Here is a 14,347-nt window from a genome sequence, read left to right as displayed (position 1 = left end):
GTTGTCTGACAATGTGGGGTAGATTGCTTTCGCCTGGCAAAGGTCACATGCGATGAGGTTTTTTGTCCACGTCGGTCGCGGCCTGCTGGTCCTGCTGGCAACCCTGACGGTCACGGCGCATGCCGCGGAGCGCCTCGAGTTGCGCATCGGCGATCACCGCCTGAGGGTCGAGATCGCCACGACACCCAGCCAGCGCGCCCAGGGACTCATGGGGCGACCGCCCCTGCGCGCCGATGAAGGCATGCTGTTCGTGTTTCCCGACGACGAGCAACGCTGCCTGTGGATGCGCGATACCCCCAGCCCCCTGGCGGCGGCCTTCATCACCGCCCAGGGGGAGATCCTCAATACCGCCGAGATGCAGCCGCTGAGCGATGCCCGCCATTGCTCCCGCGCCCCGGCGCGCTATGCCCTGGAGACCGCGAGCGGATGGTTTTCGGCTCGCGGCGTCGGTCAGGGCGCTCGTATCCAGGGGCTGGAGGCGGTCGCCCCGGCATTCAGGTGAGGGGGCCGCTGTACACCAGGGTGTCGTAGTCGAAGCGCACCCGGTCCCCTTCGGCGTGGGTCGCGAACAGTCGATCGAGGTCGGCCACCAGCGCCGGGTGCCCGCTGCTCCCCGGGGCGGGCAGGTAGGACGTGGAATCGACCCGCGCCTGCAAGCCGGCGCGATCCAGCCACTGGGCATTGTCCACCACCCATAGCTGGCATCCCCGGTCGCCGAAGAATCGCGCCAGGGCGGCGGGCTGCAGATGGCGATGCTCCACCTGCTGATAGTCGGTGCCATGGCGGAGCAACATCTCTTCGTAGCCCGCCATGAAGGGGCTGCTAGCCGACAGCCGATAGTTCCAGATTAGCGCCACCATGCCGCTCGGGCGCAGGATCCGGGCGAATTCGCGTCGCGCCCGTGCCTGGTCGAACCAGTGGAAGGCCTGGCCGGCGACGATGAGATCCACGCTGCGCTCGCCGAGCCCGGTGTCTTCCGCCGTCCCGTTCCAGGCGTGGAAGCCCGCATGGTTGCCCAAGGTCGCCTCCATCGATTGGCGCATGGGGGCATTGGGCTCGATGGCATGGACGGTGTAGCCCGCCTTGAGAAAATCCCGGGTCAGCAGTCCGGTACCGGCACCGATATCCGCGATCACCCCATCCGGCGCCAGCGGTTCGACCAGCCGCTGGATGACGACACTGGGATAGCCGGGCCGGCCTCTCTCATAGGCGGAGACACGATCACTGAATCTCTCTTCGTTCTTCATGGTCTTTTAAATCAGTAGGTTAGGATTGATTTCTGATGTCGTTTGTCGACCCTGGTAAGAAACTACTTCAAGTACGTTTTCGATCGCGGCGTGCTCGATCGTCGAGACCGATCGACGGCGCTGGGCCAGAGCTGGCGCAGCAAGACAGCGACGCTGAGGTTATCTCAGTGACGTCGGTCGAAGGCAAGCCGTTGCCCGCTAATAGATCCAGGCCTCGACGCGGCGGTTCTTGATCCGGCCGTTCGGCGAGAGTCCGGCGACCGGCAACTGGTCACCGAGCGACAGCAGTTCACTGGCGAAGGCCTGCTGGTGGCGGAGCGCCGTGGCGACCGCCGTGGCCCGTAGGCGGGCGAGCAGCGCCGCCCGGGCTGGATCCTCGGTGGCATCATTGAAGCCCACCAGCACCAGTCGCCGTTCGGCGTTCTCGGGTAGCCGCAGGTAGGTCGCGAGCCGTTCGGCATCGCGCAGGGCCTTGTTGTCCAGGCGCGCGCTACCGGCAGCGAAGCGAAAATTCACCGTGAGGCGCTGGGCGCGCCGGGCCAGCTCGCCATAGGCGGCCGGCATGCCCTGGGTGTCGCGGATGGCCAGCGGCGCTATCCGTTGGGCGACGAAGCCGCTGGCCTGGACGACCGCCTGCCCGGCTGGCGTCTGGCTGAACTCCAGCAGGCTATCGGCCCACCCGGGGCCTCGGTCGGGCGGGGCATAGAGGAGCAGCCGTCGTGCCAGGGGATAGTCTTCGGTGGCAATGCTGGCTTCGCTGGGGGCCACGGCCCTTCCTTCACCGTCCCGCAGCGCGAGGGTCGGCAGCTGGCCCGCGGCCGCGAGACTGGTGAAGCCGATGCCGGCGGGATCGCTGGCGACCTGTTGCGCCAGCTCTTCGTTGGATTCGAAGCGCCTGGCAGCGGGATCGAGTCGCTTGGCGGCAGGGGTCAGCACCAGGTCCCGGAAGGTGTCATAGGTGCCCGAGCGGTCGTCCCGGGCGTAGAGCCTGATGGGTCCGGGCGTACCGCCCAGCTGTCGCCAGTCACTGATCTCCCCGGCGAACACCCGGGCGAGTTGCTGCAGATCGAGTTCGTGCAGGGGGTTGCCCGGATGCACGATGATCGCCAGGCCATCCAGCCCGATGATGTATTCCGCGTCCTTGCTGCGCAGGTCGCCGAGGCTGGCCAAGGCACTGACCTCGCCGTCCGCGATGGGGCGCGAGGCCGCGGCTACATCGGTGCTGGCGCTGGCCAGGGCGGTGAAGCCGGTGCCGGTGCCATGGGCGGCGATCTGGATGACGACCGACTGGCCGTCTGGCCCCCGCGCGGTCAGCTGCCATTCGTCCATGACCGCGGTTGGCTCGCGTCGAACATCCTGGTAGCCGCGTTCGGCCAGGAGCGCCGCCACCAGGCGAGGGCCCAACTGGGCATTCACGGTATTGGAGCCCTGCAGCCGCAGGAGCAGGGGTGCGGGCTCGCTGGCCAGCAGCGGCGCTGACAGCAGGGGTAACAGTAGTGTGAGCACCGCTCGCCGCAGGGGCGCGCGGCGGACTACCGGGGCGGAACACGACATGGATCGGGCCTCTAACGTCGGCGAGGCCGCTACCTTAGGGACGCTGGATGACGCTGCGGTGACAGGACTTCACGTCAATTCTAGCCAGATCGGTGCGTGGTCCGAAGGCTTCTCCATGCCGCGGATATCGTAATCCACGCCGGCCGAGGCGATGCGCTCACGCAACGCTCGCGAAGCCAGGATGGTGTCGATTCGCAGGCCTCGCTTGGGTTCGTCCTCGAAGCCGCGGCTGCGGTAGGGAAACCAGCTGAATCTGTCGTTCACCTCGGGATGCAGGTGGCGATAGCTGTCGACCAGGCCCCAGCCCAGCAGGCGCTGCATCCACTCGCGTTCCTCGGGCTGGAAACTGCAGGCACCGGTGCGGAGCCAGCGCTTGGCATTGGCGGCGCCGATGCCGATGTCGTGATCCTGGGCGGAAATGTTGAAGTCGCCCATGAGCAGTAATGGGGTATCGGCCGAGAAACGCTCCTCAAGTAAGTTCTGAAGATCCGCGTAGAACTTCCTCTTGCCAGGAAATTTTGTGGGATGGGCGGTATTCTCGCCCTGGGGGAAATAGCCGTTCATGACCACCAGTGGCTGACCCTGGCGGTCGGCGAAGACGCCATAGATGAATCTCTTCTGGGACTCCTCGCCATCGCCGGGAAAGCCCTTGTGCAATTCCAGCGGGGCCAGGCGCGATAGCAGCGCCACCCCGTAGTGGCCCTTCTGCCCGTGGTAATGCACGTGGTAGCCGAGGGCCTCGATTTCCGCCTGGGGAAACTGATCGTCCGAGACCTTGGTTTCTTGAAGGCCGATGACGTCGGGATCATAGCGTTCGATGATCGCAGAAAGCTGATGAGGTCTAGCTCTCAAGCCATTGATATTGAAGCATATTATCTTCATTAGGGGCGTCCGCAAAAAGGATGATCCTAGCCTATCCGCAGGAAGTCTGCCGAAACGGTGAGGCGGCGAACCGCCTGCGCTGCCGTTTGTCTCACAGCGCAACGACCGTTAGCATCTGCGTATGAATAAGCCGAACGCTCTACGCCGCGCCCTGATTGGAGTTTGTTGTCTGCACGGCATGGCCTGGGCGGCGCCGGCCGAAGTCAGCGTTCGCGTGGAGCCGGCCAACAACCCGCTGCGCGACAACATCCAGGCCTACATCGGTTCGGTGGAAGGCCGTGACGCCGCCGGTCTGCAGCGGTTGCGACCGGCGACGGAACGGCAGGCCGAGCAAGCTGCCCAGGCCTTGGGCTACTACCATGCGCAAATCGAGACCCGGGTCGAGCCGGGTGAGACGCCGCGGTTGGTGGTGGAGGTGCGGCCTGGCGAGCCGGTCAAGCTGCGCGACGTCGATATCCGCATCGAGGGCCCGGCACGCCAGCTGCACGCCTTCCAGCGCCCTCTGCCGGCAGGGCTCAGGCCTGGCCAGCCGCTGAATCAGGGCCTCTACGAAGACGCCAAGGCGCTGATCGAAAGCCAGGCGCAGCGCTATGGTTTCTTCCGCGGCACCTTCACCCAGCACCAGCTGCGCATCGATCCGGCCACCGGGTTCGCAGATATCGCCCTGGTGTTCGACAGTGGTCCGCGCTTCGTGCTGGGCAAGGTGTCCTTCGAGGGCGATGCGCCCTTTGATCCCGATCTGCTCCAGCGCATGGTGCCCTTCGCCAAGGGCACTCCCTACGATTCCGAGCTGATCGCCGATTTCCAGAGCAACCTGCTGGCCAGCGGCTTCTTCGACGGTGCCCGCCTCGATACCTACCCGAAGACCAGCGGTGCCGCCGAGGTACCGGTGACGGTGACCCTGAGAACCCGCAAGCCGCGCACCTTCGGCTTCGGCCCAGGTTACTCCACCGATGTCGGTCCACGGCTGAGATTCACCTGGGAAAACCATTGGCTGAATCCCCAGGGGCACAGCCTCGGTGCCGAGGCCGAGCTGTCGGCGCCGCGGCAGAGCATCTCCACCTGGTACGACATCCCCGGGCAGGACCCGATCAACGACAAGTTCCGCTTCGCCGGCGGCTACCAGTACGAGCAGATCGCCGACGACGACTCCCTGAGCCAGCTGCTCACCGTGGGTCCCGAATGGCATCGCAAGTTTCCCAATGGCTGGGAGCGGGTGCTCTCACTCAAGTGGCGGAACGAGAACTACCGTCTCGGCAACGACGAAGGCACTTCCAACCTGGTGATGCCGGGCGTGGACTTCTCGCTGCTGCGCAGCGACAACCGCATCGACCCCAATCGCGGCTACCGGCTGCAGTTCGGCGTCTCGGCGGCCAAGGAGGGCCTGCTCTCGGACGCCAACATGATCCACGCCACGGCGCTGGCGCGGGGATTGATCACCGTCGGTGACGGTCATCGGTTCCTCGGACGGCTGCAACTGGGTGGCAACCTCACCAATGGCTACAACAAGATTCCGCCGTCGCTGCGCTTCTTCGCCGGGGGCGACCAGAGCGTTCGCGGTTACGACTACCAGACCCTGTCGCCGGAAAACGACGAGGGAGACTACGTGGGCGGGCGCTATCTGGTCGCGGGCAGCCTGGAATACCAGTATCCGCTGCGTGACAAGTGGCGGCTGGCGACCTTCATCGACCAGGGCAGTGCCTTCAACGATCTCAACAACTACGAGCTCAAGACCAGCGTCGGCGTCGGCGTGCGCTGGGTATCGCCGGTCGGCCCGATCCGCGTCGACCTGGCCCATGGTCTCGACGAGCCCGGCGGCATTCGCCTGCACTTTTCCATAGGACCTGAGCTGTGAAGTCGGTAGGCGGAGTCATTCTTGGCCTTCTAGCGGCCACCCTGGGCGCGCTGCTCCTGGCGCTGGTGCTGGTGTTGAGCAATGGCGCCAGCGGCCGCGCCCTGCTCGGAGTGGTGCCTGGCCTGACCGTCAGCGACTTCCAGGGTCGCCTGGGCGGACACTGGCAGGCGCGGCAACTGGTGTGGGAGGGCGGCGCTACCCGGGTGACGGTCGATGAACCCGACTTCGCCTGGCGTCCGCGCTGCCTGTTCGGCTTGCAGCTGTGCATCGATACCCTGGTCGCCTCGCGGATCACCATCGAGCAGGCGCCAAGTACCGAGCCGGCGCCAGCCGCGAGCGGCCCGATCCGTTTACCGAAGCTGGGCCTGCCGCTCCGGGTGCAGCTCGGTGAGGTGCGCCTGGGCGAGATCCGCTACAACGGGGCCGAACAGGCGCGTGACCTGCACGTGCAAGCCCGCTGGCAAAGCGACGGCATCGCCATCGAGCGGCTGGCTGGCGCGGCCTATGGCCTGACGCTGGATACCCGCGGGCACCTGCAGCCCAGCGGCGACTGGCCGCTGCAGCTGAGCGGCACCCTGGGCCTGCCGGCACCGGACCAGGCGCCCTGGTCGCTGGCGCTCAACATCGACGGCGAGCTGCAAAAGACCCTGCACCTGGCCGCCGACAGCAGTGGCTACCTGCCGGGGCGGCTGACCGGTACCGTACAGCCCCTGGTCGAGCAGGTGCCCGCCGACCTGCAACTCACGGCGAATGGCTTCAAGGCGGCTGCCAGCCTGCCCGAGACACTGCGCCTGAACGACCTGAAACTGACCGCCCGCGGCGATCTGGCGACGGGTTATGCCCTGGTCGGCCAGGCGCAGTTGCCGGGCGAGGGCGGTCCGGTGGCTCTCGATCTGGATGGCCGTGTCGATGCCCAGGGCGCCAGGATCAAGGCGCTGCGTTTGCAAGCGACGCCCGAGCAGCGGGTGGTGCTGGCCGGGCAGCTCGACTGGCAGCAGGGACTGGCCGCCGATGCCACCCTGGACTGGCGTGACTTTCCCTGGCGCCGGCTGTATCCCATGGCGGAGCCACCGGTGAGTCTGCAGCGCCTGCAGGGCGAGGTGGCCTATCGGGACGGTAAGTATCTCGGCAACCTCAAGGCCGCCGCTACCGGACCGGCGGGTGCCTTCACTCTGGCCACGCCCTTCAGCGGCGACACCACCCAGCTCAACCTGCCGTCGCTGGATCTCCAGGCCGGCCAGGGCCGCGCCGAGGGCAAGGTCAACCTGGGTTTCGCCGAGGGTATCAGTTGGCAGGTAGCGTTGGACCTGAGTCGCCTGGATCCGGCGTTCTGGGTCGCCCAGCTGCCCGGTAGCCTGGCGGGCCCGCTGCGCAGCGCCGGTACCTTCAAGGACGGACGTCTGCAGCTGGATGCGAATCTGGATCTGAAAGGGCGCCTGCGCAACCAGCCGGCCGTGCTGGCCGCGCAGGCCAAGGGCGCCGGCGAGCAATGGCAGGTGTCGCAGCTGGACATCCGCCTCGGTGACAACCGGATCCAGGGCCAGGGCGCCCTCGACCAGCGGCTGCAAGGACAGTTGCAACTCGATCTGCGGCGCCTGGCGCAGCTCTGGCCCGATCTGTCGGGCAGTGCCGAGGGCCGTCTCGATCTCGCCGGCACCCTCAAGGCGCCCGCGGGCCAGCTGCGTCTCGACGGTCGCCAGCTCGCCTACGCCGACAATCGCCTCGCCAGTCTGGCGCTGGCCGCCCGGCTGGACGACCGCCAGCGTGGCACCCTGGACCTGACCGCCCAGGGGCTGCAGGCGGCCGGCCGCGACTTCGGGGTGCTGCGCCTGCAAGGGCAGGGCGATCGCCGTCAGCAGCAGGCAGAGCTCTCGCTCAAGGGGCCCCAGGTCAGCCTGGCACTCGCGGCGGGCGGCACCCTGGCCGACAATGGCGACTGGAAAGGGCAGCTCGCGCGGGGTACGGTCGCCGCCAGCGGGCAGAATTGGACGCTACAGAATCCGGCGCGTATGGAGCGGCTGGCCAACGGCCGGCTGGAACTGGGCCGGCATTGCTGGCGCTCGGGGACGGCGAGCCTCTGCGGCGACGATCAGCAGCTACTGCCCGATACCCGCCTGGCGTGGCACCTGCGCGCCTTCCCGTTGGCCAGCCTGCAACCGCTGCTGCCGCCGGAACTGGCCTGGCAAGGCAGCCTCGATGGCGACGTCGACCTGCGCCTGCCCAAGACCGGCCTCGATGGCGAGATTCGCCTCCAGGCCGGACGCGGCAGCCTCAAGCTGCGCGACGCCGCAGGCCAGTGGCAGACCTTCAACTACGACAGCCTGGACGTCACCAGCGCCCTGAAACCCCAGCAGGTGGATACCCAGGTGCGCCTGACCAGTGCCGACCTCGGCCGGCTCGATGTCCAGGCTCGGCTGGATCCCCGTGATCCGCACCAGGCGCTGGCCGGTCGCTTCCAGTTGCAGGGCCTGAATCTGGCCCTGGGCAAGGCCTTCGTCGAAGGCATCGAGCACCTGGAAGGCAAGATCGATGGTGCGGGCGACCTGGGCGGGACGCTGCTGCAGCCGCGGGTCAATGGCCAGCTCCGGCTCAGTGGCGGCGATATCGGCGGCGGCAGCGTGCCGACCCGCCTGCAGGACCTCGGCCTGACCGCCCGCATCCAGGGCGATACCGCCGTCCTCGACGGTGGCTGGCGCAGCGGGACCCAGGGCCGTGGCGAGATCCAGGGCAGCGTTGGCTGGGCCTCGGGCCTGGATGTCAACGTCGCGGTCACCGGTGACAAGTTGCCGGTCAACGTCGAGCCCTATGCCCAGCTGGAAGTGGCGCCCAACCTCAAGATCCTGATGAAGGATGGCCGGCTGGCCCTGGCCGGCGAGGTGCGGGTGCCGCGTGGGCGTATCCAGGTGCAGCAGTTGCCGCCGTCCACGGTGAAGGTCTCGAACGACGCCGTCATCGTCGGCCAGGAAGCGCCGGCCAAGCAGCAGGCGATGCAGATCGCCATGGATGTCGACGTGCTGGTCGGTGCCGACAAGCTCACCTTCGATGCCTTCGGCCTGTCCGCCGAGATCGTCGGCAAGGTGCACATCGGCGACAACCTGGACACCCGGGGGGAACTGAATCTGCGCAACGGCCGGTACAACGCCTATGGCCAGCGCCTGACCATGAGGCGCGCCCGCCTGTTCTTCCAGGGGCCCATCGCCCAGCCCTACATCGATGTCGAGGCGGTGCGGGTGGTGCAGGAGCAGAACGTCACCGCCGGGCTGCGGCTGTCCGGCTTCGCCCAGCAGCCGCGCATCGAGGTGTTCTCCGAGCCCAGCATGAGCCAGGAGCAGGCACTGGCCTACCTGGTGCTGGGGCGACCGCTGTCCAGCGGTAGCGAAGGGGACAATAACGTACTTGGGCAGGCGGCCCTGGCGCTCGGGCTGGCTGGCAGCTCGGGTACTGCGGGCGCCCTGGCGCAGCGGCTCGGCATCCAGAATTTCCAGCTCGATACCGCGGGGTCCGGCGACAAGACCAGCGTGGTCGCCTCCGGCAATCTCACCGATCGGCTGTCGGTACGCTATGGGGTCGGGGTGTTCGATTCGGCCAATACCGTCGCCTTGCGCTATCAGCTCACCCGCCGGCTCTATCTGGAAATTGCCAGTGGCCTGGCGAATTCCCTGGATTTCTTCTATCGCCGCGATTTTTGACCCAGGGACGGGCAAGGCTTTGATCGGTCGCGGAAAACGTGTTTACTCCTCGTCCCGTCTCATGAGAAAGGAGCAGTTCATGGCAACCGTCAATTTGCGTGGCAACCCGGTCGACGTCCAGGGCAACCTGCCGCAGCCCGGTCAGCAGGCGCCTGCCTTCAGCCTGGTCAACGGCGATCTGCAGGACATCACCCTGGCCAGCCTGGCCGGCAAGCGCAAGGTGCTCAACATCTTCCCGAGCGTCGATACGCCCACTTGCGCCACCTCGGTCCGCAAGTTCAACAGCGAAGTCGACAAGCTGGAAAACACCGTCGTGCTGTGCATCTCGGCCGACCTGCCGTTCGCCCAGAAGCGCTTCTGTGGCGCCGAAGGCCTGGAGCAGGTGGTGAACCTGTCGACCCTGCGGGGTGCCGAATTCCTGCAGGACTACGGCGTCGCCCTCGCCAGCGGCCCGCTGCAGGGCCTGGCGGCGCGCGCCGTGGTGGTGCTGGACGAGCAGGACAAGGTGCTGCACAGCGAACTGGTCCCCGAGATCGGTCAGGAGCCGGACTACGCGGCCGCGCTCGCCGTCCTCCGCTGATTGCCGTCTCGCCACCGCCAAGCCCGGCGGTGGTCGTTCAGGAACGGGCAGGCGCCTTGGGTGTCTGCCCGTTTTGCTTGACGTAAAATCGCAGTAAAGGGGCTGGTTACCCGTCTCGCTACTGCTTATCTTCCGCCTTTCCCAGCGTGTACCTACTTTCCGATGTCCGACTCTTCCTCCCGCTCCCCCGTGCGTCGCCGACTGGTCTGGCTGCTCGCCCTCGTTGTCCTGGCGGCCGCCGGCGGTTGGTACTGGTATCACCAGCACGGCCAGCAGGGTGAGTCCGCCCAGGGCAAGGGCGCCCGTGCCCCCTTCGGCATGACCGGGCCGACCCCGGTGCGGGTGGTGGCCGTGGCCCAGCGCAGCTTTCCCATCGTGCGCAAGTCCATCGGTACGGTGACGGCGCTGAACACCGTGAACGTCCGTACCCGGGTGGCCGGTGAGCTGCTGCGCGTCGCCTTCGAGGAAGGCCAGAAGGTCAAGGCCGGCGAGTTGCTGGCGACCATAGATCCCCGGCCCTACGAAGTGGCCCTGCAGCAGGCCGAAGGCACCCTGCAACAGAACCAGGCGCAGCTGCGCAATGCCGAGCTGGACCTCAAGCGCTACCAGGGGCTGTTCCGCGAAGACAGCATCGCCAAGCAGACGCTGGATACCCAGGAAGCCCTGGTCAACCAGTATCGCGGCACCCTCAAGAACAGCCAGGCCGCGGTGGCCGACGCCAAGCTGAACCTGACCTTCACCCAGATCAAGGCGCCCATCACCGGCCGGGTCGGCCTGCGCCAGCTGGACGGGGGCAACCTGCTGTCCGCCAACGACAGCACCGTGGTCGCGGTCATCACCCAGACCCAGCCGATCTCGGTGGTCTTCACCCTGCCCGAGAGCCAGCTCGGCGAGTTGCTCAAGCGGGCGCGCAGCGGCCAGACGCTGCCGGTCGAAGCCTGGGATCGCGGCGGTACGCAGAAGGTCGCCGAGGGCACCCTGCAGAGCTTCGACAACCAGATCGACACCGCCACCGGCACCCTCAAGTTCCGTGCCCGCTTCGCCAATGGCGACGAGGCGCTGTTCCCTAACCAGTTCGTCACCGTCCGCGTCCGCGAGCAGGTGCTGGACCAGGCGCTCGTGGTGCCCTCGGCGGCCATCCAGTTCGGCTCCAATGGCACCTTCGCCTACGTGGTGGGGGCTGACAACAAGATCCAGGTCCGGGCGCTCAAGCTCGGACCCGACGATGGCAGCAACACGGTGGTGACCGACGGCCTCGCCGCGGGGGACCGGGTGGTGACCGAAGGCACCGACCGGCTGCGCGAGGGCAACGAGGTGGAGATCGTCACCGGGGCCTCGGCGCCGCCCAGCGAACCGGCCAAGCCGGCGGTACGCAAGCCCGGCAAGACCCAGGGCTGATCGGCCGCGATGGATATCTCGCGCCCCTTCATCCTGCGCCCGGTGGCCACCACCCTGTTGATGGTGGCGCTGCTCATCGCCGGCCTGCTGGCCTACCGGCTGTTGCCGGTCGCGGCGCTGCCGCAGGTGGACTATCCCACCATCCGGGTTCTCACCCTCTATCCGGGCGCCAGCCCCGATGTCATGACCAGCGCCGTCACCGCGCCGCTGGAACGGCAGTTCGGCCAGATGCCGGGGTTGTCGCAGATGGCCTCGACCAGTTCGGGGGGCGCCTCGGTCATCACCCTCAGGTTCAACCTGGAACTGGACCTGTCGGTCGCCGAGCAGGAGGTGCAGGCGGCGATCAACGCGGCCAACAACTTCCTGCCCAACGACCTGCCGGCCCCGCCGGTGTACAACAAGGTCAATCCGGCCGATACGCCCATCGTGACCCTGGCGATCAGCTCCAAGACGCTGCCGCTGCCGACCCTCTACGACCTGGTCGACACCCGCATGGCGCAGAAGCTCGCCCAGGTGAGCGGGGTGGGCATGGTCAGCCTGGCCGGTGGCCAGCGCCCGGCGGTACGCATCCAGGTCGATCCGGACAAGCTCGCCGCCCATAACCTGACCCTGGCCGACGTGCGCAGCCTGGTCACCAGCGAGAACACCAACCAGCCCAAGGGCAGTTTCGACGGGCCCACGCGGGTCGCCACCCTGGACGCCAACGACCAGTTGCGCGATCCCAAGGCCTACGGCGATCTCATCCTCAATTACGCCGACAACGGCGCCTTGCGCCTGGGCGACGTCGCCACCATCGCCCAGGGCGCGGAAAACGATCGGCTGGCGGCCTGGGCCAATCGCAGCGGCGCCATCCTGGTCAATGTCCAGCGCCAGCCGGGTGCCAACGTCATCCAGACCGTCGACCGGATCCAGGCGCTGTTGCCCAGCCTCAAGGAAAGCCTGCCGGCAGGCCTCGACCTCGCCGTGCTCAGCGACCGCACCGAGACCATCCGGGCGGCGGTCACCGACGTCCAGCACGAGATGCTGCTGGCGGTGGGGCTGGTGGTCATGGTCACCTTCGTCTTCCTGCGCCGCTTCAGCGCCACCCTGATTCCCTCGGTCACGGTACCACTGTCGCTGATCGGCACCTTTGGCGCCATGTACCTGGCCGGCTTTTCGCTGAACAACCTGTCGCTGATGGCCCTGACCATCGCCACCGGCTTCGTCGTCGACGATGCCATCGTCATGCTGGAAAACATTTCCCGGCACCTAGAGGAGGGTGCCAGTCCGCTGGAAGCCGCGCTCAAGGGCGCCCGCCAGATCGGCTTCACCCTGGTGTCCCTCACCGTCTCGCTGATCGCCGTGCTGATCCCCCTGCTGTTCATGCAGGACGTGGTGGGCCGGCTGTTCCGGGAATTCGCCATCACCCTGGCGGTGGCCATCCTCATCTCGCTGGTCATTTCCCTGACCCTCACGCCGATGATGTGCGCCCGGCTGCTCAAACGCGAGGAAGCGGGCGAGCACCGGCTTGTCTGGCTGGAGCGCCTGATCGCCGGCTATGGTCGGGCGCTGCGCTGGTCGCTGGCGCACCGGGCGTTGATGCTGCTCTTGGCGGTGGCGACCTTCGTGCTCACCGCGGTGCTCTACCTGCTGGTACCCAAGGGCTTCTTCCCGGCCCAGGACACCGGCTCCATCCAGGGCATCACCGAAGCGCCCCAGGCCATCTCCTTCCGCGCCATGAGCGAGCGCCAGCAGGCGCTGGCCGAGGTGGTGCTGCAGGACCCTGCCGTGGCCAGCCTGTCGTCCTACATCGGCGTCGACGGCGACAACGTCACCCTCAACAGCGGGCGGATGCAGATCAACCTCAAGCCGCAAGGGGAGCGCGACGTCACCGCCCAGGACGTGATCGACCGCCTGCGACCCGCGGTCGCCAAGCTGGTCGGCATCACCCTCTACATGCAGCCGGTACAGGATCTCAGCGTCGAGGACCGGGTCAGCCGCACCCAATACCAGCTCAGCCTGGACTCCCCCGATGCCAACCTGCTCGACACCTGGGTGCCGCGCCTGACCCAGGCCCTGCAGCAGCGTCCGGAACTGACCGATGTCACCAGCGACCTGCAGAACAAGGGCCTGCAGCTGTACCTGACCATCGACCGCGACGCCGCGGCGCGCCTCGGCGTGCAGGTCTCGGCCATTACCGACGCCCTCTACGACGCCCTCGGCCAACGGCAGATCTCGACTATCTACACCCAGGCCAACCAGTACCGGGTGGTGCTGGCCAGCGCCGCCGCCGACAGCCTGGGCCCGGATGCCCTCGACCAGGTCTGGGTCAAGGCTGGCAGCGGCAACGCCGCCAGCAACGGCAGTGGTACCGGCACGGCCACCACCGCGGACACCACGACCGACAGCAGCCGCGCGCCCGTACGCCTGTCCAGCCTGGTGAAGATGGAGCAGCGGCCGACGCGGCTGGTGATCAACCACCTCAGCCAATTCCCGGCGGTGACCCTGTCCTTCAACCTGGCCAGTGGGGTGTCGCTGGGTGCCGCCGTGGCGGCCATCGACGCGGCCAAGCAGGAGATCGGCCTGCCGATCGGCATAAATACCCGCTACCAGGGCGCGGCGGCGGCTTTCCAGGCGTCGCTGTCCAGCACCCTGCTGCTGATCCTGGCCGCGGTGGTGGTGATGTACATCGTGCTCGGGGTGCTCTACGAAAGCTTCATCCACCCCCTGACCATCCTCTCGACGCTACCCTCGGCGGCCATCGGGGCGCTGCTGGCGCTGCTGCTCACCGGCAATGACCTCGGCCTGATCGCGGTGATCGGCATCATCCTGCTGATCGGCATCGTCAAGAAGAACGCCATCATGATGATCGACTTCGCCCTGGACGCCGAACGGCACCAGGGGCTCACGCCGGAGGAGGCCATCTACCAGGCGGCGTTGCTGAGGTTCCGGCCGATCCTGATGACCACCCTGGCCGCGCTGTTCGGCGCGGTGCCGCTGATGCTGGCGACCGGGGCAGGGGCCGAGCTGCGCCAGCCGCTGGGCCTCGTGATGGTCGGCGGCCTGCTGGTCAGCCAGGTGCTGACGCTGTTCACCACCCCGGTGATCTACCTGGCCTTCGACAGCCTGGGCGAACGCCTGGGCCGGCGCAGGGCGGCCTGAG

General features: G+C 67.3%; 9 protein-coding genes. 6 read left to right on the top strand and 3 right to left on the bottom strand.

All coding sequences use genetic code 11. The features are described from left to right. The first annotated feature begins 52 nt into the window (after positions 1-52). A complete protein-coding gene (locus FSV73_RS01900; protein WP_145003045.1) occupies positions 53-502 on the top strand; it encodes a DUF192 domain-containing protein in 450 nt (149 codons plus the stop codon). Here FSV73_RS01900 and FSV73_RS01895 read toward each other — a convergent pair. The 3 genes from FSV73_RS01895 to xthA all read right to left on the bottom strand — a co-directional run bounded on the left by FSV73_RS01895 (position 495) and on the right by xthA (position 3,683). Further along, positions 495-1,247: a class I SAM-dependent methyltransferase gene (locus tag FSV73_RS01895; RefSeq protein WP_145003042.1), complete on the bottom strand. Its 753-nt coding sequence runs from the start codon at positions 1,245-1,247 to the stop codon at positions 495-497. The two genes, FSV73_RS01900 and FSV73_RS01895, sit on opposite strands and share 8 nt — an antisense overlap. Positions 1,248-1,445: 198 nt before the next feature. Next, complete coding sequence (locus tag FSV73_RS01890) at positions 1,446-2,801, bottom strand: substrate-binding domain-containing protein (protein WP_145003039.1); 1,356 nt, start codon at positions 2,799-2,801, stop codon at positions 1,446-1,448. Between the two features lie 69 nt (positions 2,802-2,870). Next, positions 2,871-3,683 (bottom strand): exodeoxyribonuclease III, encoded by an 813-nt coding sequence (gene xthA, locus FSV73_RS01885; protein WP_145003036.1) that lies wholly within the window; start codon positions 3,681-3,683, stop codon positions 2,871-2,873. Positions 3,684-3,861: 178 nt separating this feature from the next. On the opposite strand from xthA, the gene FSV73_RS01880 reads away from it, so the two are divergent. The 5 genes from FSV73_RS01880 (at position 3,862) to FSV73_RS01860 (ending at position 14,346) form a co-directional block, all read left to right on the top strand. After that, a complete protein-coding gene (locus tag FSV73_RS01880; protein WP_145004160.1) occupies positions 3,862-5,538 on the top strand; it encodes an autotransporter assembly complex protein TamA in 1,677 nt (558 codons plus the stop codon). Then, a complete protein-coding gene (locus tag FSV73_RS01875) occupies positions 5,535-9,227 on the top strand; it encodes a translocation/assembly module TamB domain-containing protein (protein WP_145003033.1) in 3,693 nt (1,230 codons plus the stop codon). Before FSV73_RS01880 ends, FSV73_RS01875 begins: the two co-directional genes overlap by 4 nt. 79 nt (positions 9,228-9,306) lie before the next feature. Then, positions 9,307-9,807, top strand: coding sequence for a thiol peroxidase (tpx, locus tag FSV73_RS01870; protein ID WP_145003030.1), 501 nt, complete (start codon positions 9,307-9,309; stop codon positions 9,805-9,807). A 162-nt stretch (positions 9,808-9,969) separates the two neighbouring features. Beyond that, positions 9,970-11,205, top strand: a complete 1,236-nt coding sequence (locus tag FSV73_RS01865) for an MdtA/MuxA family multidrug efflux RND transporter periplasmic adaptor subunit (protein WP_145003027.1) — start codon at positions 9,970-9,972, stop codon at positions 11,203-11,205. A 9-nt stretch (positions 11,206-11,214) separates the two neighbouring features. Further along, positions 11,215-14,346 carry a multidrug efflux RND transporter permease subunit gene (locus FSV73_RS01860; protein ID WP_145003024.1) on the top strand — a complete coding sequence of 1,044 codons (3,132 nt, stop codon included), beginning with the start codon at positions 11,215-11,217 and terminating at the stop codon, positions 14,344-14,346. The last annotated feature ends 1 nt before the right edge of the window (position 14,347 follow it).

The organism is Pseudomonas oryzihabitans (assembly GCF_007665395.1).
GTDB classification, from domain to species: domain Bacteria; phylum Pseudomonadota; class Gammaproteobacteria; order Pseudomonadales; family Pseudomonadaceae; genus Chryseomonas; species Chryseomonas psychrotolerans_C.
This window is presented reverse-complemented; position numbering and strand designations above follow the sequence as displayed.

Coding starts and splice junctions, on each gene's coding strand:
- FSV73_RS01890 (WP_145003039.1), bottom strand. CDS start 2,801: ATGTCGTGTTCCGCCCCGGTAGTCCGCCGCGCGCCCCTGCGGCGAGCG.
- FSV73_RS01865 (WP_145003027.1), top strand. CDS start 9,970: ATGTCCGACTCTTCCTCCCGCTCCCCCGTGCGTCGCCGACTGGTCTGG.
- FSV73_RS01860 (WP_145003024.1), top strand. CDS start 11,215: ATGGATATCTCGCGCCCCTTCATCCTGCGCCCGGTGGCCACCACCCTG.
- FSV73_RS01895 (WP_145003042.1), bottom strand. CDS start 1,247: ATGAAGAACGAAGAGAGATTCAGTGATCGTGTCTCCGCCTATGAGAGA.
- FSV73_RS01880 (WP_145004160.1), top strand. CDS start 3,862: ATGGCCTGGGCGGCGCCGGCCGAAGTCAGCGTTCGCGTGGAGCCGGCC.
- FSV73_RS01900 (WP_145003045.1), top strand. CDS start 53: ATGAGGTTTTTTGTCCACGTCGGTCGCGGCCTGCTGGTCCTGCTGGCA.
- xthA (WP_145003036.1), bottom strand. CDS start 3,683: ATGAAGATAATATGCTTCAATATCAATGGCTTGAGAGCTAGACCTCAT.
- tpx (WP_145003030.1), top strand. CDS start 9,307: ATGGCAACCGTCAATTTGCGTGGCAACCCGGTCGACGTCCAGGGCAAC.